Genomic DNA, 24957 nt, shown 5'->3' with positions numbered 1-24957 from the left:
GCGAGTTGTTAAGAATGGCATTGAAGGACATCATCCAAGAAAGTAGAAAGTTGAGTACAGCAGACCAATACCGTCTAAAAGAGTTTTTCGCTAAATCATTGGCTTCATATCCTGCAAGCGAACCTGTAATTAAAGAGGTTTCAGAGAGGAAGCACAAAGATGGATTTACTTGTTCTCATTGCCATTCCAATAACGCCATTCGTTTAGGCAAATATAATGTAAAAACGGGTAGTCGCACACTTGAACGTCAACGATACTGCTGCAAATACTGTGGGAAGACGTTTACAGATGTGACGAATACCCCTCTTCTTCGTACTCACCTTCCTCATAAATGGTTGGAGTTTGTTCAGTGTATGATTGAAGGTTATTCACTTCGCAAGTCGGCATAGCTTTTAGAAGTTCACTATGTAACTTTGTTTTATTGAAGACATAAGCTCCTTTCAGCCCTTAAAGAAATGAATTTGAACAATTCGAAGGTATCGTGGAAATGGACGAGACTTATTTTCTGTTCAAGAAAAAGGGATACGCAATGTGGAAGGTCGAAAAGTTTGTAAACGAGGAGGCTTTTCTTCGCAGCGAGGCAAAAACAAAGAGCAAGTATGTGTCCTCGTTGCAAGGGACTGCCAGAAATCAACTTACTCAAAAGTGGTTGGTCAGGGGCGAAATTGTAAAAATTCGATTGGAGGAAGCTATCGGCTCTAAACTGTCTCCTTCAAATGTGCTTTGTACGGATGCTTGGCGGGCATTTATGACTTACGCAAAAGAAAAGGGGACTTGAGCATTATAGATTTAAATCAGATGGTAAGGAACGTGTCCGAGGTGTGTATCATATTCAAAACGTGAATAGTTATCACAGTCGCTTGAAGGGCTGGATAAATCGATTTAATGGAGTGGTGATAAAATACCTCGACCATTATTTGAGTTGGTTTCAATTTCTGACCAAACCAAACATCGTTATGATGATATGACAGTAGCTAAAATGATAGTTGAAAGTTGCCTGTTCTCAACCGATGCGACCTATGATAAACTCAGAATATCAAAATTTTCCAAATGGTTAAGTGAGGGAAATTACTTCATTGAGTAGTTCCAGAAGGAAAAATTCTAAATAGTAAAGAATAAAGGTGAAGATAAGTATGATTGAGAAGGACGACCTGCTAATTAGACTTATGAACCATAATGACTTTGATGTAATGGTTAAATGGCTAAATGACCAAAGAGTATTGGAATTTTACGAGGAGACACCTTCAAACCTTGATAAGGTAAAAGAAAAATACGGTCCAAGGATTGAAGGAAAGCATTATGTTATTCCTTGTATTGTAGAATATAAAAATCAACCATTAGGCTATATACAATATTATGAAATTCAGGAAGATGATTTGAATAAGTACGGCTTTACTTCAAATCAAAATATCTATGGAATAGACCAATTTATAGGAGAAACTAAATTATGGGGAAAAGGGATAGGTACATCAATGATACTATTAATGTTAAATTATCTTAGAAGCAAAGGTGCCTCAAAGGTTGTTTTAGAGGTGAAAAAAAATAATATTAGGGCATTTAAAAGCTACAAGAAATGTGGTTTTAAGAATACTAAAGAAATTAGTAATGAACTTAACTTTATGGAATGCAATATGACAGGTGCATAATGCAATTAAAAAATTTCTTACAAGGGCACTCTAACAATTATGAAGTGCCCTTCCCTTATATAAAAAATCAACAATATTCTTTAACATAGCTAATAAAAAAAAGAGTGGATTAATTCCACTCAAAAGCAAGAGTAGAATTTCCTCTCGTGACCTTGCTGTATGAAAACAGCACAAAAGCTCGAGGGACCTTTAATATTACAATTCAATCAACATATAAACGTAAAATAAGATTTCTTTGAGTTAAATTTAATTCTAGAACTTCTTTACTTTACAGTATTAGTATTTTACGTTTAGTATTTCTAAGCCTGTATTTAGATAATCTGATAAAGGCAATTTTTGAGTCATTTGTCTAGTTTCTATATTTTTGGTTTTCCAACCTCTTTGGTTAAATGACTCCAAATAGTCATTATAAATTTCCTCCGGTGTCATATCGTTATCATAATCTCGGTCTCTACCTAGGTACATGATAGTTTGCAGCATTTTGATATCATCAAAACTTAAACTTGCCATATATGATTCTAAAGCTTCTTTCTCAGCCTTTACCTTCTGACCAATGGGAGATTCATTGAATTCTTGAATTTCCTGGAAACCCCCTCCTTCAAAACCCGAAGATTCATAAGTATTTTTCCAGGTTTGTGCTAAACGTATGACATCCTTAAATATTTGTTCTTTTCCCTGAAATAATTGGTTTGACAAACTCTCCACTCCTCCTGTTAAGATAGTAAAATTATAACATTTTTATCCATTTCTTACATTAAAAACGCATTCGTTTAATCCTTTGGTGATAAATAATAGTAATTAATTTTTCTAGGAGTTATGTATATTCACTGCTCCGAAGAACAGTATATCATTCACCCTAGAATTAAAAGATTTGATAATGGCAAATTGTTTGCAAAAAGGGTTTTTAAGCCTTGATATTGGGGGAGCTAATATGATTTATGTATTTAGGCACGGTCAAACCGACTTAAATAAAGAGCGGAAAATGCAAGGGAGAAAGGAAATACCGTTAAATGAATACGGATTAGAACAAGCACAGAGATTAAGAGATATAAATTTTAATTTTGTATTTTCATCCCCGCAAGAGAGAGCTATCCAAACAGCCTAAATAATTACTGGACTTAAAGATACCGTAGATGAAAGGCTCGATGTTTATGATTTGGGTGAAACTGATAGAGTACCCATCAACGAACTGAAGATGTCTGGACCATTACCTGATACAAATGTATATAAAAGGGGTTGAAGACCCAAATAGTTTTGTTAAAAGAGTTTTTGGTTTTATGAACGAACTTGAAAATAATTATAGTAAAAAAGAACTTAACATTTTGATATCAGGACACCGATGTACAATAGGGTGCATTGGTGCATATTTTGAAGGAATACCTACTGATGGCAACATTTTAAAATTCTCATCAGATACTGGATATTACAATACATATAATTTTAAAAAAGCCGAGGGGACTCCAAAAAGGAGTGCCCCTCTAATTTTTAATAAACCAACACTATTCTTTAACATAGCTAAATAATTTGAAGACAGCCCTCATTTAAGTGGAACGAGTTTACTTTGAAATGAGTTAAGGCTGTCTTTTTTTCATTTTATTTAATCCTTTCGAACCTATCAATTGTTAAGCTGCGTAGTTCATTATTTTCAATTGTAAGCTCCTTCACGCGCTTTTCTAAGGCTCTTATGATTTCTTTATAGTTAGTTGCCTCTTCCTCTGTTAAAGTCGATTCTGAGGGCGTTATTGTTGAATTCCTCAATGCTTCTTCAATATCAGCTTGAAAACTTAAAAACCAACTTTCTAGGTATTCAGCATGTGAACCAGACCAAAGGGTCCTCTCACTTGTTAGCCCAAGCTTACTTGCAATAATTTTGTATAATTCCGTTTTCTTTTTCCGAGCATTGATATCGCCTTTTTTGGCTAAATTCATGTATTTCCGTTTAATTCCCTTTGTAATTGTGTATAATTGCTCTCTACTGGTTTTTGCCATATATTATATTAACCCCTCCTTTATTAGCTTCATCGCTTCTGAGTGGCTTAAAACAGGTTTAGTAGCCTTATTTTTCTTATAATAATTGTTTGCAATGGCATTTAGTTCTTTTTCGATTTTTTTTCCTTCCTTTTCGGGTAAAAAATCAAATTTCTTAAAGAGGGAACTGAAGGTTTTTGATGCCTTCTTTTTTAAATCATCCACATTTAAATCGATAAAAGCTCTTTCTAGCTTATTTTTTTTAGCTGAATCTTCGGAATACATAATCTGCACTAAGTATCGCAAAACTTCTGCTTTGTGCTCAAACAGCTTGTCTTGGTCCGGCTTATACAGGTGGCATCCAAAACAATCTAATTCAGTATGACCACAGTTTACTGATACTGACGCTGTACAATAATGTGTGTACATGGGCATACCTTTCGGGTTATTTATGTTAAGAGTAGGGAGCTCTTTGTTTTCAATTTTAACTTTTGTTATAATCTTTTCTATAAAGGTAAGTGCATCATTTTTAGCTTCATTTTTTGATGTTAAAGTCCTTGCACGTTTCATCACTTGCTCTAGTGGTATGGAATTCTCCAATTCTTCGTAAACAAGAACCTCATCCCAAACGCCCTCAGTTGCTACCAGTTTAATTTTATCTATCGTTTCTTTTGCATGGGTTGCCAAGTAGGGCAGTTGGGAATTGATATCTTTTTGATTAAGTGCAAGTTGTATATCAATTTTATCTTTACCAATCATTTTTAAATATAGGGCATGCATTTTTCTTAAGTCATGAGAAGAGAAGTGTGATTTGAGCTTTAACTGTTTTTCTAATTTTTTTAAGAATCTATTTATTTGACTTTCAAGGATTATATTTGTATTCATTGTGTTTGGAAAAAGTCTATATTCTTCGAGGTCATCGCCAAATGTTGTGGACACGTTCGCACTTGAGACCGATATCTTAGTGTTTCCTGATAGATTTTGAAGTTCTTTAATCCATTGCACCATATCAGGCGTCGCTTTTACAAAGTATTCAGTACCTACCTTTGTTTTATGAAAATGAATAAAGGTAGCACCTTCATGATTTGTTGAAAGACAATCTCTTTTAAGTAATAAGACCTCGTGAATTCTAGCACCTGTTGTAAGTTCAAGTAATATCGCTCTTCGACAGCGAGCATCATTAATATTTCTATCATCAATAAAAATACTGTCATTATCAAGCAAAGTAGAAATAAGGGAGAACGTATCACCAAAATCAATATGTTCACCGTAAGTAGTTCCTTTATTGAATGTTTTGTTCGGTGCTATTCGACTAATGTTTACGTCTTTTAAATTGTTCTTCTTAATATAAATATTGACGAATTCACGTAAGTTTTCTCGGATATTATCTTGAAGAGTTGTTCCAAGTTCTTTGAACGCTGTGGAACCCAGTAGTTTAATTATCCCTGCTTTATAGATAAGTTCTTGCACATGGGTTATTCTTAAATTAGAAAAAATATTAGCTGCCGTAATCAATGAACTAGATTTAACATTCCAGGTTCCCCAAGTAATTGAATTAAAGGTTTGTATGCTTTTTTCACCATTAGATTCTTCAATCTCTATAACAGCTTTGCTGCCAATACGGTCCATTAAATATCCAAATACAAATTCCTTTATTTCAAGGGTTAGTTCAGTATTATTAGTTTCTAAGAGTCTATCCCATTTGGTTTGCTCCGATTCCTCTGATTTAAGTAATCTTTGTCTTTCAGGCATTTCGCTTATATATGATTCGGGGTGATTAATTAATGAAAAAGCAAGAAATTCGGCAATTCTCATCTTGCCTTTTCGATTGAAAATCTTTTGAATTTGTTCATTTCCAATCGTATTTCTATTGAAAGTATTCAAAAGACCGTAACCTTGCATCCACATGCTGAAAATTTCTTTTGTAACTTCCTTTTTGAAGCTTTCACGATTGATGGTTTGCTCCGGGTTGAACTTATCAATCTGTTCTTCAAGTAGCTTCCTTAGAAAAATAAAATTATCTACAAAATCTAATGGGAAAGAACTTATATTGATAGGTACTGAATAGATTGATTCATCCAACATAATCCGACCATAAAAAGCCAATCTATAAGCATATAACCTTTCGTTCTTATTTAGTTGATTATATTGTTGAAAGTATGCTAATGGCTTTTCTAAAAAGGTTTTCGGGACTCTTATTCCTAAAATATCAATTTCATCCTTATTAAAATGCTCATTAATATTAAATCGATAATGACCACCATTTACTTCGATTAGCTTTTGGGGAATTGCTAATAGCGCCATTGTATCCTCCAGTTAATTAGGACTGAAAACCATTTCTTCAATTTGCTTGTCCGTGTACTTTAAATCACCTAGTCGTTCTTTTATCATTGAGATAGCTGTTAATTTATTTCGAGAAATTGTATTGTCGAGCGAGAAATTTTTACTGTTTTCTACCATTTCATGAAATTCAAGAATCAAGCGTCTTAGCAAATCAATTGCTCCTGATATGTCTTCTTTACATAACATGAATGAAGGGCAGTTCCAACACTTAAGATAGTGATTACAGGTTTGGTTCTCATCAAAACAATACCCCATTTCAGTGCTTCTTCCATGTCTGGATATAAATTCATGCAATTCCATATTAGATGTCAAATCCCTCATCATATCTGTATCAGGATTGTTTGAGGTTAAAAGTTCAATCAAACGCAAATAAAATTTGCCAGTAATTTCTCCTGTTTCATATTTATCTAAGGCTCGAAGTAAAAGAGCATTTTTACCGTGTTTACTTACGATATAAGCTTTTCTAAGCATTTTTTTATCGTGATGTCCTGCAGCTGCTTGAGCAGCTTCTTCACTTCCTGTTTTTCTAATGATGTGAGTTAGTAAATAATGACGAAAACTATGTGTTCCTGCTTTAATTTCTTCGCTTGGAACTCCTAAAGTAACACTTATTGCTGGTTTGATAACTTGATATAAAAAATCCACAATATTTGTCTTTGTCAAGACCTTGCTTGAATTCTCAAATTGAAATAAATGAATAAAGGAACGATTAAAATTTTCGTTATAAACCGGCTTAAAGTTGCCGTTGTTGATACGGTTTTCAAGAATTCGGACCGTAGAAACACCATTTTCATCAATAATAGGGAATTGACCATTTGTATTTCCTGCTTTATCAGCATCTTGAGAATATAAACCAAATAAACTCTTTTCATTTAACATAGGATAAATACAGTTATTAGCTTCTAGTGACAAAGTGAATTTTTGTCTGACGGGACAACTGGATGTTAGTATCCAAAAATACTTGCAAAGAAACTCAAGCTCATTTCTAGGCTCGAAATTCAATAGAAATGAAACGATAGCTTTTGGTGTGTCTTCATTCTCAAAAGCTAAACCATCTTCTTCTTCACGGATTCGTTCAGCTTGCTTTCTTATTCGTTTTAATGTTTGTTTGGGGAACTCAATTTGATTAGGGAACATTTCATAGGCACCAGCAGCCCACTCCAAGAATGAAAGCAAACTGGGAATGGCAGCATTTATGCTACTAGCTTTCAAACCATCCGATTCTAAATATTCAATATATCGTTCTAAATCAATAGCTTCAAAATAAGAGATATCTTTAAAACCCTGCGTATCTACATAATCTATGAATTTTTTTATACATTTAAATATATTGTTGATTGTGACTGATTTTGTGCCGTTTGCTTTTAAAAACGATTCATAATCATCCATTACTCTTCCATAGACTGGGTGTTGTTTTAGAAATTCTATGTTTTTCCTTTTAGTACGTTTTGCAACACTTTTTTTATCCGAATAATCTAAGTCAAAAAGTAACTGTTGGATTAATTTAGGACTATATTTGGATTTATGAATTGATTGAAAATAGGCACAATCCTTTTCAATATCAGCATTAACCAACTCTTCTAATTTCATGTTCCTCCAAAGTAAATGTATGGGTAAATATTTTTGTAATGGATGTCTGGTTGCCTTAGAGTATTCACTGATTTTAGCTAATTCCATTTCATTTAGAATGTTGTGGAAGATAGCCCAATTAATTAACACTTTGTTGATTTGAATAGATGCAAAATATTTTAATAATTTTGGTCTAATGAAGTCATCTTGAAAGAGTCGATAATGAATAGCCCAATTAATAATATAGTTAGTTTCTTTTTGACCAGTATTTGCTGATTTAAATCTAATTGGGTTATCAAGCCATTCTATCGGCTCAGGACACTCTTTAATCAGTTTTTTTGCCATTAGAATTGATTCTCTGAAGAAAAGTGGTCCAAAAAGATATTCTGCATCATGAACTGTTTTTTTGTATACATCAATAGGTAACCACTGTAATTTCATCAACAAGAATCTCCTGACTGTGTATTGTTAAATGTGTTTTTCATATGTTCTGATGTAGATTCTGGTTTGTTGTTATCCAGGTAATGTATATAAGTGATTCTTGTTGTTTCTGTATCTGAGTGACCTAACATCCTTGAAACGTCGTCTAGGCTTGTTTTTTTTATTCTAAGAGAATAGGTGGCAAAATAGTGCCTAAATGTATGTGGATGAATCCAGGTTAAGTTGATACTTGATTTTTTGAAAAGTTGTTCCGTTAAATTTTTTATTATTTTATACACAGTACCATTATTCATTGGTCTACATTTATTCATTTTTGAAATAAATAGGTATCCATGTTCCTTGGTTTGATTAGCTCTCATTAAGAGTATCCGTTCTCTTATAGCTTCGTATATGATTGCCGTAAGCTCCTCCTGTTCGAATGCATATGGAATTTGTCTACTTCCAGTTTTAATCCGGGATTTAAAATGAGTATCCTCTGAATTGTTTTCTACTAATTCACATACCCATTTATTTATCGAACGATTGAAATACAAATCACCAAGCCGCACTTCTTTAATTTGCAACATAGCATCATGATAATTCATGGATAATAATTTGTCAGGAATATGGTAATCTATTATTCTAATATTTGATAATTCTGCTGCTCTTATCCCAAACCCCCGCAATGTATAGACTAACAGCTTGTTTATCGCCGAAATATTATTTGTATATGTTATAATGCTTTGCATCTCCTCAACTGTTGGAATGGGTCCTGTAAATGGTTTAACTGACCTTTTCCCTACTTCTTTATTTAATTTTATACCTGCTTTTTCAAACAAATAATCTATATCATATATAGTTACCTTTTTCTTTTTCTTAACTGTTGAGGAATTTACGTTGCCTTGGTCTATGTATTTAATAGGGATTGTGTTCAGCTTCAATTCGCTATATTTATCCGTTCTATCTTTCAAAAATTGGAGATACCCTATTACATTGGCAACAATTCGATACATCAAGTTATCACTCATTCTACCGTATGTTGATACATCCTTTTTGCCAAACTCGTTAGGTTCAATTTTATACATTCCTCCATTTATTGTATTCAATGGTATAAAGTCAAGTAATGACCACTCAATACTCCTTTTGACCTTTATTCTTTTAACAGCAATTACCGATAGGTAATCAATGAATCCAATAATTAATTGTAATAAATCATCTACTGTTTCTAAAGGTATTTCAAATATCATTAGATAGTCTAGGAATCTTTTAATATCATCTCCTATAGCTCTTATTGTATTGGGGGATTTAGCATTATTCTTTAACTCAATTAAATATGTTGTTGAAAGATGGTCTGTTCTCTGATTAGGTTGCACCAAACAAAATATATTACCATCCGGTATAAAGTCTAAGTAGTGTAGTCCATTAATTTCCTTATTATATAAGTAGTCAGATAAATGATTTATTCTTACCTTATTATCCATAATTTTATTTATTGTTTTAAAGGTAGCATATGTCATATACTCACCATCCTCTTATAACCAAATTTTAAAACAAAGAAAAAAGGTCCTCGGTCCGACGACCTGTGGATACGCCTCCCGCTGTGGGCTACGTCCCTTAATACCCATAACTATAATTCCAAATATTTCTTTCTTACTAATATTCTAGGTCTACAGTGAATAACCTTTAAATTACTGTAGTAAATATTTGATTATTTACTTATAAAAAGGGATGTTGATTAAAATTAATAAAAAAAGGGATGATAACCAGGTAAAGCGCTTAAAGATGCAGTTAAATAATCTACATACAAGTGCTTAAAGCTTATGCTTGAGCTAAAAACCGCGAATAATCGCGGTTTTTTCTTTTTTATCCGTTCTGAAATCACGCTGCCTACAGGGGAAAGAGCCGTATACTTATATTAGAGAGAGACACGGAAGTTTCAGTTTTGCCTGAATGAAAGGGTTATGCTAATATGAACATATTATTACCATAGTGTTAATACATAGGAGGCATAATTATGGCAGAAGTGAATCGTGCCCAGATAGAAGATGCGGTGCGTTTAATATTAGAAGCAATCGGAGAAGACCCGAATCGTGAAGGCCTTCTTGATACGCCAAAGCGAGTCGCAAAAATGTATGAAGAAGTTTTTATGGGGCTTAACCAGGATCCTAAAGAATACTTTGAAACAGTATTTGGCGAAGATCACGAGGAACTTGTTTTAGTTAAAGATATTCCTTTTTATTCTATGTGTGAACATCATCTTGTACCTTTCTTTGGTGTGGCTCATGTAGCTTACATCCCGAGGGGCGGCAGAGTAACAGGTTTAAGCAAACTCGCCAGAGCAGTAGAGGCAGTTGCCAAGCGTCCTCAGCTTCAGGAACGCATTACATCTACTGTAGCAAATTCCATCCTGGAAAAGCTTGAACCCCATGGTGTAATGGTCGTTGTGGAAGCGGAACATATGTGCATGACAATGCGCGGAGTTAAAAAGCCTGGTTCAAAAACGGTGACATCAGCAGTAAGAGGTGTGTTTGCAGAGGATGCAAGAGCACGGGCTGAAGTGCTTTCGCTTATTAAACAATAAAAATGAGAACTCTGTAATGATGGAGTTCAGGCTATAAATAGGTCAAAGGCTGAAAGATAAAACTTTTAGCCTTTTTTTGTAAGTAATTATCATGAACAATATGAAGCAAAGGATGGTTTAAATGGAAAAGAAAAGTCCATCAGCGAATGATTATATTGTGATAAAAGCCAAAGAAGACGGTGTTAATGTCATAGGGTTAACAAGAGGCTCTGATACAAGATTCCACCATTCAGAAAAACTTGATCAGGGAGAGGTAATGATTGCACAATTTACCGAGCATACGTCTGCGATTAAGATCCGGGGGAATGCAAGAATAATGACAAGCTGCGGGGAACTTGAAAGTGAAGCTAAGAAATGACCTTCCCTTTGAGCAGAAGGATAGGATATTTTCACAAGAGAATGTCCTGACATGTTCCTGTAATTTATGATATAATTGTCTCTGCTTGATTATTTCTCTTGAATACAAGATACCGGGAAAAGGCTTTTTTTTGCCCGTTTTACTTTAATAGTAACCAATGAATTGGCTAAAATAATAAGATGTGTAAGGCAATATGTGCCCGTTCTCTTTGTCGCAGTATGTACATGGAGAAAGCGCGGCTGTGGAAATAGAAAACTAAGGGGAAACAAGGGTGATGGCATGCATGATGTGAAGATTAAATTAGCAGATGTAAAAGAACAGATTGAGAAAAAAGTTAACCACCCTTATCTGCTCAGGTATATTGATTCTCCTGTTATTGATGAAGACAAGCTTCTGCTTCTGATCTCTTTCCTGGATGATGTGGAAATACCTGACACAAAAGCAGAAAAATATGCAGTAACTGCAATGCTTATCCAAATCGCCCTTGATACCCATGAACTTGTTAAGAACGATGAATCTGAAGACAAAGGTCTTAAGCATAGACAGCTCACTGTCCTTGCAGGTGTTTATTACAGCGGTTTATATTACAAGATTCTTGCAGCTTTTGATGATATCAAAATGATCAGGGCCTTCGCAGATGGGATTAAAGATGTAAATGAGCATAAAATATCGCTATATCAGAAGTCACCTGATGCAGTTGACAGCCTGATGAATTCAGTCAAAAAAATTGAGGCGTCCCTTTTTGAAAAACTGGCTGATGCATTCAGCAAGGCAGCTTGGAAAGAGGTAATATCCAATCTTTTATTCATCAAGCGATTGATAACAGAGAAGCAGGAGTTCATGAAGGAAGGCACCTCAGTTGTTTTTGAAGCCCTGAAAAAGCTGACTTTCCCAAAAGTGAAAGACATGTCTGCGGAGCAGCGGAGATATCTGATTCTCATTTGTGACAGATATATTGATTTTTCAAGGAATATAGTTGATCAATCCATGAGGAAATTCCCTCTTGCAAATGAATTATTAGAGCAGCGCATTCACTGCATTTTTAATAAAAGTCAGTCTGTGGCTAAAACTTTTGTGGAAGAAGGATAAAATATGCAGCAATCAAAAGAAGAACGCGTTCATAGCGTATTTGAAAAGATTTATGGCAGCTACGATAAAATGAATTCAGTTATCAGCTTTCAGCAGCATTTAAGATGGCGCAAAGATACAATGAAAAAGATGAATGTTCAAAAGGGTTCAAAGGCGCTTGATGTTTGCTGCGGTACTGCCGATTGGTCCATTGCGCTTGCTGAAGCCGTGGGTGAAAGCGGTAAAGTAGTAGGTTTGGATTTCAGTAAAAATATGCTGAAAATCGGTGAGGAAAAAATTAAGGATCGGAAACTGAAGCAAGTGGAGCTTGTGCATGGAAATGCAATGGAGCTTCCTTTTGCGGATAATTCCTTCGATTATGTTACAATCGGTTTCGGTCTTCGCAATGTTCCGGATTATCTGCAGGTATTGAAGGAAATGCACCGTGTTGCAAAGCCTGGCGGTATAGCAGTGTGTCTTGAGACTTCTCAGCCAACGCTGTTCGGATATAAGCAGGCTTATTATTTCTACTTCCGTTTTATCATGCCTATGGTTGGCAAGCTTTTTGCCAAAAGTTTTAATGAATATTCCTGGCTGCAGGAATCAGCCAGAGACTTTCCTGGGATGAAAGAACTTGCGGGAATGTTCGAGGAAGCAGGCTTTAAGAACGTCACATTCAAGCCTTATAGCGGCGGTGTGGCTGCAGTACACATTGGAACGAAATAAAAATAATAACTTGTTCTGTATGTTTCTCATTGAACGATAGAGAAGAGATCAGACGGGATCGATAAGCTGGGTGAGTAAGCAAATGAAATTGAAAATGATGTATTCATTTTTAAATTCAGATTTAACTGTTATAGAGAACGAGCTTGAGGAGACGATTAAAGCTGAGTCTCCTCTATTGCATCAGGCTTCCCTGCATCTGCTGCAGGCCGGGGGGAAGAGAATCCGGCCAGTTTTTGTTTTGCTTGCTGCAAAGTTCGGTGACTACGATATTGATAAAATAAAAAACGTAGCGGTATCACTGGAGCTTATCCATATGGCGTCGCTTGTCCATGATGATGTTATTGATGATGCAGAACTGCGCCGGGGACAGCCTACCATTAAAGCAAAGTGGGATAATAAGATTGCCATGTATACAGGTGATTATATTTTCGCGCGCGCTTTGGAATTAATAACCAATGTAGAAAATCCGCATGCTCACAAAATTCTTTCTCATACCCTTGTGGAACTATGCATAGGAGAAATTGAGCAAATTAAAGATAAGTATAACTATGATCAGAATATAAGAACATATTTCCGGAGAATTAAAAGGAAAACAGCCATGCTTATTGCGGTGAGCTGTCAGCTTGGCGGCATTGCAGCTAATGTAGAGGAAGATATACATAAAAAACTCTTTAAATTCGGCTATTTTGTGGGAATGTCCTATCAAATTATTGACGATGTCCTGGATTTTGTCGGTACAGAAAAAGAACTTGGCAAGCCGGCAGGAGGAGATCTCCATCAGGGTAACATTACGCTCCCTGCTTTATTTGCAATGGAGGACAGCATCATCTGCGACCAAATCAGCAGAGTCCACGAAGGTTCTGAACGAAGTGATATAGAGAAGATAATTGCCTTGGTCAAAGAATCCGGTGCAATTGAAAAATCTCTGCAAATTAGTGATAAATATCTGCAGAAAGCCTTGGGGGTTCTCGAAGAGATGCCTCCTTCCAGGTCAAAGAAAGCTTTGCGGGATATTGCAAAATTTATAGGAAAAAGAAAATTTTAATCCGCCATTAATTGCCAGCACTTTTACAGGTGCCGGCAATTTTGTTTATGAAGAAATTATTTAGTAAAAGCGCTTTCAGATTTCAGTTGCTAAATTTTCAAAACAATGTTAATATTTTCGTGGATTAACATAAATCACTATACATAAAGTTTTAGGAGTGGAATCAATGGAAAGAACATTTTTAATGGTTAAACCAGACGGAGTACAGCGCAATCTAATCGGGGAAATCGTTTCCCGTTTCGAAAAGAAAGGCTTTCAGCTTGTTGGCGGTAAGCTGATGAGCATTAGCAAGGAACTTGCAGAAGAGCATTATGGAGAGCATAAAGAGCGTCCATTCTTCGGAGAACTTGTTGATTTTATTACGTCCGGACCAGTATTCGCGATGGTTTGGGAAGGTGAAAATGTTATTGCTACAGCTCGTCAGATGATGGGTTCAACAAATCCTAAAGATGCTGCTCCTGGAACAATCAGAGGAGATTTCGGCATTACAGTTGGAAAAAATGTAATCCATGGATCAGATTCACCTGCAAGTGCAGAACGTGAGATCGGCCTGTTCTTCAAAGAGGAAGAAAAAGTGGAATACAATAAACTAATGAATGAATGGATTAACTAATATTCAAAAAAGTACTTGTCCCTGACAAGTGCTTTTTTTGTAACCGAATTCATTTTTACGGGCGGGCATAGATAGAAGACAAAAAGCTCACCAATTATTATCAGAGGGGAAAAGGAATGGCTAACGACTATCAGGATTTTATACTAAATATTAAAAGAAAAACAGGAATCGATCTTTCTCTGTACAAAGAAGCACAAATGAAAAGAAGGCTCATATCATTGTATGAGAAAAAAGGCTTTAATTCATTTGGTGATTTTTTTAATGGCATAGTCAAGGATAGGGAACTTCTGAATGATTTTTTGGACAGGATGACGATAAATGTTTCCGAATTTTACCGTAACGCGCAGAGATGGGAGGTGCTCGAAAAAAAAATCCTGCCGGGGTTATTAGAGCAGAACAGGAATCTGAAAATCTGGAGCGCAGCATGCTCCACTGGTGAAGAGCCCTATACAATTGCCATGATATTATCAAAAATGCTGCCGCTATCCCAAATAAAGATTACTGCAACAGATATTGATGAAAATGCCCTTGCGAGGGCCAGGATGGGAGTATACCCTGAGCGATCGCTTAATGAGGTACCTGAAACGATGAGACAGAAGTTCTTTGGCCGTGAAGGAAGTTTCTATAAAATATCCGGGGATATAAAAAGGACGGTAAATTTTAAAAAGCAAAATCTCCTTGCAGACGATTTTGGCGGGCCGTTCGATTTAATTGTATGCAGGAACGTTCTCATTTATTTTACAGAGGAAGCAAAGGATCAGCTATATCATAAATTCAGCAGCGCATTAAGAAAAGATGGCATATTCTTTGTTGGGAGTACTGAACAGATTTTTAACTCTAGCCGCTATCACTTGGAATCTGCTGAAACCTTTTTCTATAGAAAAGAATAAAAATAGCTGCAGAATAGGGGATGATTTTCTGACATCCTCTTTTCTTTTGTTTTTCTCCGTTTTGTAGTAAATATCTATTCGTGTTAAAATGGCTCCATTCATAAGAAGAAATAAAATATTATAGGAATTTTCAATTTTATCTATTCTTATATTTATCATTATGTTATATTGATACATAATCCTTTAATGAGTTGAAGGGGGAAAGAGTTTTGAGATATCTTACATCTGGTGAATCTCACGGACCGCAGCTGACCACTATAATTGAAGGGCTGCCTGCAGGAATGCCGCTGATTGATTCAGATATAAATGAAGAGCTTGCCAGACGCCAGAAAGGCTATGGCAGAGGCAGAAGGATGCAAATTGAAAAGGATACTGTTCAAATAACCGCGGGGATCAGGCATGGATATACATTAGGATCGCCGGTGGCACTTGTTGTTGAGAATAATGATTGGAAGCATTGGACAAAGATTATGGGCCAGGACCCTCTTAGTCCTGAGGATGAGGGTGAAGTGAAGAGAAAAATATCCCGTCCCCGTCCAGGCCATGCTGACTTAAATGGAGCACTTAAATATGGGCACAGGGATATGAGGAATGTGTTGGAGCGATCTTCAGCCAGGGAAACCACAGTGAGGGTGGCAGCCGGTGCAGCTGCCAAAAAACTGCTCTCTGAATTGGGGATTGAAGTTGCAGCCCATGTTATTGAAATTGGCGGGGTTGTTTCAGGGAAAAGAGATTATTCTTCACTAAAAGAGTTAAAGGAAGTCACAGAAGAATCACCTGTTCGCTGTCTTGATCAGGATGCCGGCCAAAAAATGATGGATGCCATTGATTCCGCGAAAGAAAATGGCGATTCCATTGGCGGAGTAGTGGAGGTTATTGTTGAAGGTATGCCTCCGGGAGTAGGAAGTTATGTACACTATGACCGCAAGCTCGATTCAAAGCTTGCGGGGGCAATGGTGAGCATTAATGCGTTTAAAGGTGTTGAGTTTGGCATTGGCTTTGAAGCTGCAAGGAAGCCTGGAAGTGAAGTTCATGATGAAATCACATGGGATCCTGATAAAGGCTATTATCGGAAAACGAACCGGCTTGGCGGCTTGGAAGGGGGCATGACAACGGGTATGCCTATTGTCGTCAGAGGAGTAATGAAACCAATTCCTACCCTCTATAAGCCCCTTCAAAGTGTCGATATTGAAACAAAGGAACCCTTCTCAGCAAGCATAGAGCGTTCTGACAGCTGTGCAGTGCCTGCAGCTGCAGTCGTTGCAGAAAATGTAATTGCCTGGGAACTGGCTTCAGCCATTGTGGATCAATTTTATTCTGACCGGTTTGAAGCATTAAAAGCTTCGGTTGAACAGCAAAGAAAATTTGCGAGGGAGTTTTAATGAATAGTATTTCAATCAAAACCCCCGGGAGGACCTATCCAGTTTATATAGGATCAGGAGCAATTGAGGGATTGGGATCATATATTAAAGATACTTTTCCGGTCATGACCAATATAATGATAATCACAGATGAAACGGTCCGGGCCATACATCTGCCTGCGCTGGAAGCAGCACTTAAGGGGATAGATGCAAAAGTCTGCACAGTGCCAAGCGGGGAGAAAGCCAAGACATTTGAAGTTTACTATCAATGCTTGTCATTTGCTTTGGAACATAAGCTTGATCGAAAATCTCTTATTCTGGCGTTTGGCGGGGGAGCGGTTGGAGATTTGGGAGGTTTTGTAGCGGCCACATTTATGAGGGGGATACCTTTCATTCAGATTCCTACTACCATATTGGCGCATGATAGCGCCGTTGGGGGGAAAGTGGCCATCAACCATCCTTCAGGAAAAAATATGGTGGGATCTTTTTATCAGCCTCAAGCTGTATTTTATGACTTGAATTTTCTTGAGTCCCTTCCTCCAAAAGAGGTGCGCTCAGGATTTGCAGAAGTAATAAAGCATAGCTTGATACATGATATGAGCTTTTATTTGAGTCTTAAAGACAACATCCGCTCGCTTGATGGGCTTCCTTCTGATGAATTAAGCGGGATGCTTACAAAGGGGATAGAAATCAAAGGCATGATCGTTGCTGAGGACGAAAAGGAAGCTGGTGTTCGTGCATTCTTGAATTTGGGCCATACATTGGGTCATGCAATCGAAGCAGAAAAAGGCTATGGAGTATGGACACATGGAGAATCTGTTGCAGTAGGGATGCTATTCGCACTCCATTTAAGTAAAAAATTGCTTGATCTGCGATTTGATGTTAATGAATTCCGGTGCTGGCTTGATCAGCTTGGCTACAAAACGGATCTCCCGGAAGATTTATCACATTCAAAACTGCTGGAACGGATGAAGCAGGATAAAAAATCAGAAGGCCAGAATGTCCGCTTTGTTCTTTTAAAAGAAGTGGGCAAGCCCGTTATACACCAGGTTTCTGATGATTTTATTCTGCAGGAGCTCGAAATATTATTAAAATAAACAAGGAACACTTTATTACCAAGAGATAAAAAGGCTGGTGAATCAGCTTTGGGAGGTGCTGCAAGTGATTCGAGGGGTGAGGGGAGCCGTCACCGTAGATAAGAATAGTGAATCTGAGATATTAGAGGCAACTGAGCTGCTGATCAGACAAATGATTTTGGAGAATAAGATTAATTCTGAGGATGTTGCTTCTGTATTCATATCCGTTACGGAAGAATTAACAGCAGCCTTTCCCGCAAAGGCAATGCGTTCAATAGAGGGCTGGACTTATGTTCCTGTCATGTGCATGAGGGAAATACCTGTTGAAGGGTCACTTCGTAATTGTATTAGGGTAATGATGCATGTGAATATAGATGTCCCTCAGCAGAATATCTGCCATATTTATTTGCGTGAAGCCATCCAGCTCCGGCCAGATCTAAAGACCACAGACTCTCCTTAATGGAGAGTTTTGTGATAATATAGGAGCAGATCAAATAATACTTTAATACGATAATAAGTAAAAGTGATGACGAAGAGGTGGATTTTAATGAAATGGAAGGAACAGCTGTTGAATTTAACTCCTTACCAGCCGGGAAAGTCAATTGATCAAGTAAAAAAGGAATACGGTCTGGATAAAATAGTTAAGCTTGCTTCAAATGAAAATCCGTTTGGGTGCTCTGAAAAAGTTCTTTTTACTATGAATCAGTCACCATCATTTTTTGCGCTGTATCCCGATGGCTATGCTTCTGAACTGCGGACGGCTCTGGCTGGACACCTAAGTATACAGGAAGATCAGCTGATTTTTGGCAACGGCTCGGATGAAATTATTCAAATGATATCCAGAGCTTTATTAAGTCCAGAAACAAATACTGTTATGGCTGCGCCAACATTCCCTCAATATAGGCATAATGCTGTAGTAGAAGGGGCAGAGATCAGGGAAATTCCATTAGTTGATGGGGGACATGATCTTGATGGAATGCTGGCCGCTATTGATGAAAATACAGCTGTAGTATGGGTTTGCAGTCCAAACAATCCGACAGGCAACTATGTTAATGAATCTTCATTGCTTTCCTTCCTGCAAAAGGTGCCTCGTGATGTATTGATTGTCCTTGATGAAGCTTATTATGAATATGTTATTGCTGAGGATTACTACAATGCATTGGATTTGATCCGGAAATTCGAAAATTTGATTGTCCTGCGGACATTTTCGAAAATTTATGGCTTAGCAAGCCTTCGGGTAGGCTATGGAATTGCAAACCCTCAAACTATCAAAGCTCTTGAGCCGGTTAGGGAGCCATTCAATGTAAACAAGTTTGCTCAGGCTGCAGCTGCTGCAGCCATAGAGGATCAGAACTTTATCGAAGAGTGCAGACAGAAAAATCGGAAAGGTCTGGAACAATTCTATGCTTTCTGTGAAGCACATGGACTGGAATACTATCCTTCACAGGGAAATTTCATTTTAATCAACTTTAATGCCGATTCAAATGAAGTGTTTCAATTTTTGCTTGAAAAAGGGTATATCGTCCGTTCCGGCAAAGCACTTGGCTTCCAGGGGTATGTCCGTGTCACAGTAGGTTCCAAGGAACAGAATGATGGAGTGCTTGCCGCCATGGATCAATACCTTGCAAAGCAGGCTGCAGCATTGTAGGCAATATGGGTTCTTAGTATTAATACTTTTTGATATCCATTCAGAGGCATATAGATGCCTCTGAATTATTTTTAATAAGGCGGTGAGAGGATGAGAGGGAAAATCTTTATTATCGGTCTTGGCTTGATCGGCGGTTCTTTGGCATTATCGATAAAAAGAAGCCATAGTGAAAGCATGGTCATCGGCTTTGATGTAAATAAAGAGCAGGGACGCCTTGCTGAAATGCTTGGGGTCGCAGATGGAGTTTCTGCTACAATTGAGGATGGGGCAAGGGACGCCGATTTAATTTTAATAGCTGCACCTGTGCAGGAAACTCAAAAAATTATACATATATTAAAAGAGTGTGAATTAAAAAGCACGGTCATCATCTCGGATGCAGGAAGCACTAAAAAGGAAATTGTCAGCTGCGCTAAGGTACTGAAGGAAAAAGGAATTACGTTTATCGGAGGCCACCCGATGGCTGGCTCTCATAAGAGTGGTGTTACTGCAGCAAAAGAATTGCTTTTTGAAAATGCCTTTTATCTGCTCACTCCCGAAGAGCACATTTCCCCGGCAGAGGTTGAAAGCTTAAAAGAATGGCTCACAGGGACGAAAGCAAAATTTCTAACCTTATCGCCTGAAGAACATGATTATATAACTGGTGTTGTGAGTCATTTCCCGCACATGGTGGCTGCTTCTCTGGTGCATCAGGCAGAAAAAACAAGCCGTTCACAAAAGCTGATTCCAAGACTGGCAGCTGGCGGATTCAGGGATATTACCAGGATTGCCTCGAGCAGCCCTGCAATGTGGAGAGATATCCTGCTTCAGAATAAAGAAGTGCTTCTTAAGTTAATGGAGGATTGGCAGGAGGAAATGGAGAATGTTAAATCAATCCTCAGGCAAGAAAACAGCGAGGGCATTTTTGAGTATTTTTTCCGTGCGAAATTGTTCAGGGATGAACTGCCCCAAAAAGAAAAAGGCGCAATCCCGGCATTTTATGATCTCTTCGTGGATGTGCCGGATTACCCTGGTGTCATTTCAGAAATCACTGGATATTTAGCCAAGGAAGAAATCAGCATTACGAATATCAGAATTCTGGAAACAAGAGAAGAAATTTATGGAGTTCTGGTTATCAGCTTTCAAACTGAAGAGGACCGGGAACGGGCCATTAATTGCTTAGAACGATATACAAGCTATGAAACAACCATCGGTCTATAGTCAGGAGGAAAGACCTTTATAAACCAGCAAAGGATGATTAATATGATTCCGGCAAATTTGAAGACGAATCTTAAAGGATTAAGCGGAGAAATTGCGGTACCAGGTGATAAATCCATATCTCATCGATCTGTAATGTTTGGATCAATTGCAAAGGGAAAGACTGTTGTAACCAATTTTCTGCTTGGTGAGGACTGCTTAAGTACGATAGCCTGCTTTCGAAAGCTGGGAGTATCTATTGAACAGGAAGGCAATAAAGTTACAATTATGGGGCAGGGGATGGATGGATTACAGGAACCCGAAGATATTCTGGATGTTGGCAATTCCGGTACCACCATACGCCTTATGATGGGGATCCTGGCTGGCCGTCCATTCCATTCAGTCCTTGTCGGGGATGAATCAATTGCAAAAAGGCCAATGACAAGAGTTACCGCACCGCTTAGTTTATTTGGAGCGAAGATTAATGGCAGGAGGAATGGAGAATTTACCCCTTTATCAGTAATTGGCGGACCATTGGCCGGGGCAGCGTATGAGCTTCCCGTAGCGAGCGCACAGGTAAAATCATCGCTGCTCTTTGCCGGCCTGCAGGCCAGTGGGGAAACAGTCATTATTGAACCTATGAAGACGCGTGATCATACCGAAAGGATGATTAAGCAATTTGGCGGGGAAGTTATGTCAGATGGGCATACGATTCGGATTAAAGGTGGACAAACGCTAACAGGGACGGAAATTCATGTACCAGGCGATATATCTTCTGCTGCCTTCTTCCTGGCTGCAGGAGCCATTGTACCTAACAGTGAGATTAAGTTGAAAAACGTTGGGCTCAATCCTACAAGAACCGGAATCATTGAAGTATTGCAGCAGATGGGTGCAAATATTAGCATTGAGCCATATGAAAATGGCTCAGCCGAGCCCGCGGGAGATATTACGATTAGAACATCCGCCCTTAAAGGAACCGTTATCGAAGGGGCGCTCATTCCCCGGCTTATCGATGAAATTCCGATTATAGCCCTGCTCGCAACACAGGCAGAGGGAGAAACAGTAATCAAGGATGCAGAAGAACTTAAAGTCAAGGAAACGAACCGCATTGATACGGTTGTCAAGGAACTGTCAAAGCTTGGAGCCGATATTACGGCTACGGAGGATGGAATGGTAATCAAAGGGAGGTCATCCCTTTCAGGAGGTACTGTTTCAAGCCATGGGGACCATCGAATCGGCATGATGCTTGCAGTTGCCGCTGCCATCTCAAAGGGGGAAGTTCAGCTTCATCAGAAAGAAGCTATTTCTGTATCCTATCCGTCGTTTTTTGAGCATTTTGAAAGCCTGATTTCAGAGTCGTAAGAAAAGCACAAGCGCCTTGCCTGCGAAGGAACGCAGACTAAGAACGCCGCGTCCTGTGGCAGCGTCTGCATGACCCCCATCCTGGGGGCCTCACCTCGGGGAGGTAGGCTTCATGCGTCAGGCAGTTATCTAACTTTAAAAGTTGTACATTTAAAAAAAGAGCTGCTTTCCTGCAGCTCTTTTTCTATTCAATCAGTCATATTTGTGTGAAAAATTCATAGCTTGTCATAAGACCGTTTTAGAGGGTGGTTTTATGACTTATATTATTGAGAATGCAAATATTTTAAAGGAAGACAAGCTGAAAAAAACATCACTGCTGATCAAGAATAATGAGATTTCACTGATGCAGGCAGAAATGAAAAGGTTTCAATATGCCAGAATGGATGCTGATGCATTTATTATGGCTGCAGGATTTGTGGTTCTGGATACATCTATACCGCTGGGAAAGCCTTTTTTTGAACTTAAAAAGTATTATATAAGGGAGTTCCTATTAAAAGGCTGTACAGCCTTCCTGACAGCCGCACCTGTAAAACATGAATATTCCATGAAGAGTGACCTGAAATGCTTTAAGGCAAGTTTGTTAAGCAGCCCAATCGATTATATTATTGGTGTTAAGATTCCTGTCCGCCTCCTCACACCTTCTTTTATAAGAAGATGCAAGAGGGAAAGGGTTCCTGTTGTCTTTGTTGAAATTCAGGATGCAATGGAGCTTGAAGCTGTACCTTGGGGATGGCTGCGGGAAGCCATGTTTCCTTATAATTGCCCGCTTGCCCCTATCTTTGCAAGCAGGAATGAAAAGGAGAAAAGCAGAATTAATACATTGTGGAAAAAATTGATGCAGGAGCAGAAAATCCCTTCCATGCCAAATGAGCTGATCGAACACGAACCGCTATCCCGGTCAGTCCTATCCAAAGCAGGAATTTACCCATTAAAAGGAAATATCCATCAGGGTGGTGAAATCAGCTATAATTTATATGAAAAACCTGGTGAAGGTCTTACCGTTGAAGAATCACAGCTGTTTCATTATCATAGAGATAAACTTGCTGTCTCTGTACTGAGAGGGAAAGTGATACGTGCCGGGCAAGAAGTGGTTTTTCGTTCAGGGTCCGGCGAACATGTTAAAATCAGTACACCAGCTTACTTTAAAATAGCTGATTAGCATTCGAAAGGAATTTAGTATGGATAAAGTAAATAAAATCATTACTCTTTTAGAAAACGGTCATCACGAAGAAGCATTAGAGAGCTATCAGCTAATACTGCTGGATGGTTCACATGAAGAAAGATTCCTGCTGGCAGAAGAACTGTTCCAGTATGGGTTCCTTGAGGAATCAAAAGCATTATATGAACGTCTTCTGGAAGCATATCCGGAAGAAGGGGAACTGCTCGTTCTGTTAGCTGAAACACATATTGATCTGGGAAATGAAGAGGAAGCCATCCTCGTCCTTGAAAGAATAAATGAGCATGATCCAAGCTTTCCGCAGTCACTTCTCCTATTAGCAGACCTTTATCAAATGGATGGTCTATTTGAGGTCAGCGAACAAAAGCTGCTGAAAGCAAAAGAAATATTGCCTGATGAAGTAATTGTAGATTTTGCTTTGGGAGAACTTTACGCAGAGCAGGGAAGATTCCTGGAAGCAAAACGGATTTATGAAAATGTTCTCGGGAAAGAGGAAGTCATTGCGGGGATAAATGTAAATCAGAGAATGGCGGATGTTCTCAGCGCAGGAGGAGCATTTGAAGAAGCCCTTCCATATTATGAAAAAGCCCTTGATGATAAACTGGAGATTAATACCCTTTTCAGCTATGCTTTTACAGCGCTGCAAGCGGGCTTTAACCGTACAGCAATTGATAAGTTGACAGAACTGAAGGAATTGGACCCCGAGTATCATTCATTGTATTTATATCTTGCCCAGGCATACGAGAGGGAGGAAGAGGCAGGAAAAGGACTTGAAGCGGTAAAGGAAGGCATAAAACAGGACGAATTTAACAAAGAACTGTTCTTCTATGGCGGTAAGCTTGCCCTGAAAAATGGCAATGAGAAAGAGGCTGAAGATATGTTTAGACAGGCTCTTGCACTTGATCCCGAATATGTACAGGCTGCCATTTATATAAATAGACTGCTTCTCCAGCAGGAAAGATATGAAGATGTACTCGAGATCACTGATATTTTGAACGAGCTTGAAGAGCCGCAGCTTATATGGGATTCAGCTGTCGCATTTCAGCATACTGAAGAATATTCAGAGGCATTAAACAAATACCAGCTTGCATATACTTTCTTTAAACAGCAGCCTGATTTTCTTTCAGATTACGGATATTTTTTAGCAGAGGAAGGAAAAAGGGAAGAGGCTGCCGAAATTTTTAATACATTAATCAAACTGGAGCCAGGCAATGAAGAGTACCTCGATGTTCTGGAAAGACTCACTGATGATTTTCTTGCTTAAATAAGGAAGCCGTTTTTAATAAGCATATGGTGCCCTTATTGTAATTTCAGTTAGGCCAAATTTGTTTGTAAGCAGAGGAGGGAATCAAAAATGGCGACCCCTGTATCTGTCAACGAGAAGAAAGATTTTATCCGCTGGTTTTTAAACCATTATCAGCTCAAAAGAAGAGAATGCGTATGGATTCTCAATTATTTAATGAGCCATGACCAGCTTATGGAGAAAGTGCATTTTGTGGAGCAGGCTCAGTATTGTCCAAGAGGCCTGATCATGTCCGCCCACTGTGTGGATGAAGTTCCTTTCCGTTTTTATAAAGAGAATGTAATGACCACAGATGCGGAGAAGTCCTTCCATGATATCCGATTAAACAGGGATGAAGAGATTTACATTCAGCTTAATTTCCATGCTTCCAACAAGGCCCATCAGTATGCAGCTGTCATGGAGGAAAATCCGTTTATGCCTAAAACACTTCAGATTAATGAGAAGGACCGGCTGATCGCGGAAAGGTTCCTGACAGAAAGCCTGGAGAAGTTCAGAAGAGAAAAACTGCTTGAGCTGATTGATGAGGCACTGGATAAGCAGGATAAAAAAGCTTTCAACATATTGACTCAGCAGCTGAATAAATTAGAAACAACCTAAGCCTTGCTTTTATAAAAGCAGGGCTCTTATTTT

24 protein-coding genes and 1 pseudogene are annotated in these 24957 nt (G+C 38.2%); 20 read left to right on the top strand and 5 right to left on the bottom strand.

Annotated features, from left to right (window positions below):
• Positions 1 to 14 precede the first annotated feature (14 nt).
• Both DFO72_RS01235 and DFO72_RS01230 read left to right on the top strand, forming a co-directional pair.
• A pseudogene (locus DFO72_RS01235) lies at positions 15 to 1084 on the top strand (IS1595 family transposase).
• A 49-nt stretch (positions 1085 to 1133) separates the two neighbouring features.
• Positions 1134 to 1646 carry a GNAT family N-acetyltransferase gene (locus DFO72_RS01230; RefSeq protein ID WP_113884541.1) on the top strand — a complete coding sequence of 171 codons (513 nt, stop codon included), beginning with the start codon at positions 1134 to 1136 and terminating at the stop codon, positions 1644 to 1646.
• A 276-nt stretch (positions 1647 to 1922) separates the two neighbouring features.
• Here the strand turns inward: DFO72_RS01230 and DFO72_RS01225 are convergent, their stop codons facing one another.
• Complete coding sequence (locus DFO72_RS01225) at positions 1923 to 2342, bottom strand: DUF3775 domain-containing protein (RefSeq protein ID WP_113884542.1); 420 nt, start codon at positions 2340 to 2342, stop codon at positions 1923 to 1925.
• 235 nt (positions 2343 to 2577) lie between these two features.
• Between DFO72_RS01225 and DFO72_RS30540 the strand changes: the two genes are divergently transcribed.
• Both DFO72_RS30540 and DFO72_RS30535 read left to right on the top strand, forming a co-directional pair.
• On the top strand, positions 2578 to 2751 hold the full coding sequence (locus DFO72_RS30540; RefSeq protein ID WP_309472972.1) for a histidine phosphatase family protein: 174 nt from the start codon (positions 2578 to 2580) through the stop codon (positions 2749 to 2751).
• 172 nt (positions 2752 to 2923) lie between these two features.
• Positions 2924 to 3169: a hypothetical protein gene (locus DFO72_RS30535; RefSeq protein ID WP_309472973.1), complete on the top strand. Its 246-nt coding sequence runs from the start codon at positions 2924 to 2926 to the stop codon at positions 3167 to 3169.
• A 70-nt stretch (positions 3170 to 3239) separates the two neighbouring features.
• Here DFO72_RS30535 and DFO72_RS01215 read toward each other — a convergent pair whose 3' ends face one another.
• From DFO72_RS01215 to DFO72_RS01200, 4 genes are read right to left on the bottom strand one after another with little or no spacing between them, the layout of a single operon-like run.
• Positions 3240 to 3635 (bottom strand): hypothetical protein, encoded by a 396-nt coding sequence (locus DFO72_RS01215; protein ID WP_113884543.1) that lies wholly within the window; start codon positions 3633 to 3635, stop codon positions 3240 to 3242.
• 3 nt (positions 3636 to 3638) lie between these two features.
• On the bottom strand, positions 3639 to 5918 hold the full coding sequence (locus DFO72_RS01210; RefSeq protein ID WP_113884544.1) for a tyrosine-type recombinase/integrase: 2280 nt from the start codon (positions 5916 to 5918) through the stop codon (positions 3639 to 3641).
• A gap of 12 nt (positions 5919 to 5930) precedes the next feature.
• A complete protein-coding gene (locus DFO72_RS01205) occupies positions 5931 to 7967 on the bottom strand; it encodes a site-specific integrase (protein WP_113884545.1) in 2037 nt (678 codons plus the stop codon).
• Positions 7967 to 9463 carry a tyrosine-type recombinase/integrase gene (locus DFO72_RS01200; protein ID WP_113884546.1) on the bottom strand — a complete coding sequence of 499 codons (1497 nt, stop codon included), beginning with the start codon at positions 9461 to 9463 and terminating at the stop codon, positions 7967 to 7969. The genes DFO72_RS01205 and DFO72_RS01200 overlap by 1 nt, the downstream gene beginning before the upstream one ends.
• Before the next feature lie 497 nt (positions 9464 to 9960).
• Between DFO72_RS01200 and folE the strand changes: the two genes are divergently transcribed.
• From folE to DFO72_RS01120, 16 genes are all read left to right on the top strand, one after another.
• Positions 9961 to 10527 (top strand): GTP cyclohydrolase I FolE, encoded by a 567-nt coding sequence (gene folE / locus DFO72_RS01195; protein ID WP_009332754.1) that lies wholly within the window; start codon positions 9961 to 9963, stop codon positions 10525 to 10527.
• 121 nt (positions 10528 to 10648) lie between these two features.
• Positions 10649 to 10885, top strand: coding sequence for a trp RNA-binding attenuation protein MtrB (gene mtrB / locus DFO72_RS01190; protein WP_113884547.1), 237 nt, complete (start codon positions 10649 to 10651; stop codon positions 10883 to 10885).
• Between the two features lie 279 nt (positions 10886 to 11164).
• Complete coding sequence (locus DFO72_RS01185; protein ID WP_113884548.1) at positions 11165 to 11974, top strand: heptaprenyl diphosphate synthase component 1; 810 nt, start codon at positions 11165 to 11167, stop codon at positions 11972 to 11974.
• Positions 11975 to 11977: 3 nt separating this feature from the next.
• Entirely contained in the window at positions 11978 to 12679 is a 702-nt protein-coding gene (gene menG / locus DFO72_RS01180; protein WP_113884549.1) for a demethylmenaquinone methyltransferase, read from the top strand.
• Positions 12680 to 12761: 82 nt separating this feature from the next.
• Entirely contained in the window at positions 12762 to 13724 is a 963-nt protein-coding gene (gene hepT, locus DFO72_RS01175) for a heptaprenyl diphosphate synthase component II (protein ID WP_113884550.1), read from the top strand.
• A gap of 166 nt (positions 13725 to 13890) precedes the next feature.
• Complete coding sequence (gene ndk / locus DFO72_RS01170; RefSeq protein ID WP_113884551.1) at positions 13891 to 14337, top strand: nucleoside-diphosphate kinase; 447 nt, start codon at positions 13891 to 13893, stop codon at positions 14335 to 14337.
• A 116-nt stretch (positions 14338 to 14453) separates the two neighbouring features.
• The gene (locus tag DFO72_RS01165) at positions 14454 to 15227 is read left to right on the top strand and encodes a CheR family methyltransferase (RefSeq protein ID WP_113884552.1); all 774 of its coding nucleotides are present in this window, start codon (positions 14454 to 14456) and stop codon (positions 15225 to 15227) included.
• A 209-nt stretch (positions 15228 to 15436) separates the two neighbouring features.
• Positions 15437 to 16609, top strand: coding sequence for a chorismate synthase (gene aroC, locus DFO72_RS01160; protein ID WP_113884553.1), 1173 nt, complete (start codon positions 15437 to 15439; stop codon positions 16607 to 16609).
• Positions 16609 to 17685: a 3-dehydroquinate synthase gene (aroB, locus tag DFO72_RS01155; RefSeq protein ID WP_113884554.1), complete on the top strand. Its 1077-nt coding sequence runs from the start codon at positions 16609 to 16611 to the stop codon at positions 17683 to 17685. The genes aroC and aroB overlap by 1 nt, the downstream gene beginning before the upstream one ends.
• A gap of 64 nt (positions 17686 to 17749) precedes the next feature.
• The gene (aroH, locus tag DFO72_RS01150) at positions 17750 to 18124 is read left to right on the top strand and encodes a chorismate mutase (RefSeq protein WP_113884555.1); all 375 of its coding nucleotides are present in this window, start codon (positions 17750 to 17752) and stop codon (positions 18122 to 18124) included.
• Positions 18125 to 18211: 87 nt separating this feature from the next.
• Positions 18212 to 19312 carry a histidinol-phosphate transaminase gene (hisC, locus tag DFO72_RS01145; RefSeq protein ID WP_113884556.1) on the top strand — a complete coding sequence of 367 codons (1101 nt, stop codon included), beginning with the start codon at positions 18212 to 18214 and terminating at the stop codon, positions 19310 to 19312.
• 90 nt (positions 19313 to 19402) lie between these two features.
• Complete coding sequence (locus DFO72_RS01140; RefSeq protein WP_113884557.1) at positions 19403 to 20509, top strand: prephenate dehydrogenase; 1107 nt, start codon at positions 19403 to 19405, stop codon at positions 20507 to 20509.
• A gap of 42 nt (positions 20510 to 20551) precedes the next feature.
• Complete coding sequence (gene aroA, locus DFO72_RS01135) at positions 20552 to 21847, top strand: 3-phosphoshikimate 1-carboxyvinyltransferase (protein WP_113884711.1); 1296 nt, start codon at positions 20552 to 20554, stop codon at positions 21845 to 21847.
• A 253-nt stretch (positions 21848 to 22100) separates the two neighbouring features.
• Entirely contained in the window at positions 22101 to 23006 is a 906-nt protein-coding gene (locus DFO72_RS01130) for a hypothetical protein (protein WP_113884558.1), read from the top strand.
• Between the two features lie 19 nt (positions 23007 to 23025).
• Complete coding sequence (locus tag DFO72_RS01125; protein ID WP_113884559.1) at positions 23026 to 24288, top strand: tetratricopeptide repeat protein; 1263 nt, start codon at positions 23026 to 23028, stop codon at positions 24286 to 24288.
• Between the two features lie 90 nt (positions 24289 to 24378).
• Positions 24379 to 24924 carry a ReoY family proteolytic degradation factor gene (locus tag DFO72_RS01120; protein WP_009332739.1) on the top strand — a complete coding sequence of 182 codons (546 nt, stop codon included), beginning with the start codon at positions 24379 to 24381 and terminating at the stop codon, positions 24922 to 24924.
• The last annotated feature ends 33 nt before the right edge of the window (positions 24925 to 24957 follow it).

The organism is Cytobacillus oceanisediminis, assembly GCF_004366035.1.
GTDB lineage: Bacteria > Bacillota > Bacilli > Bacillales > Cytobacillaceae > Cytobacillus > Cytobacillus oceanisediminis_C.
The sequence above is the reverse complement of the archived record's forward strand: the minus strand, read 5'-3'. Positions and strand labels throughout refer to the sequence as shown.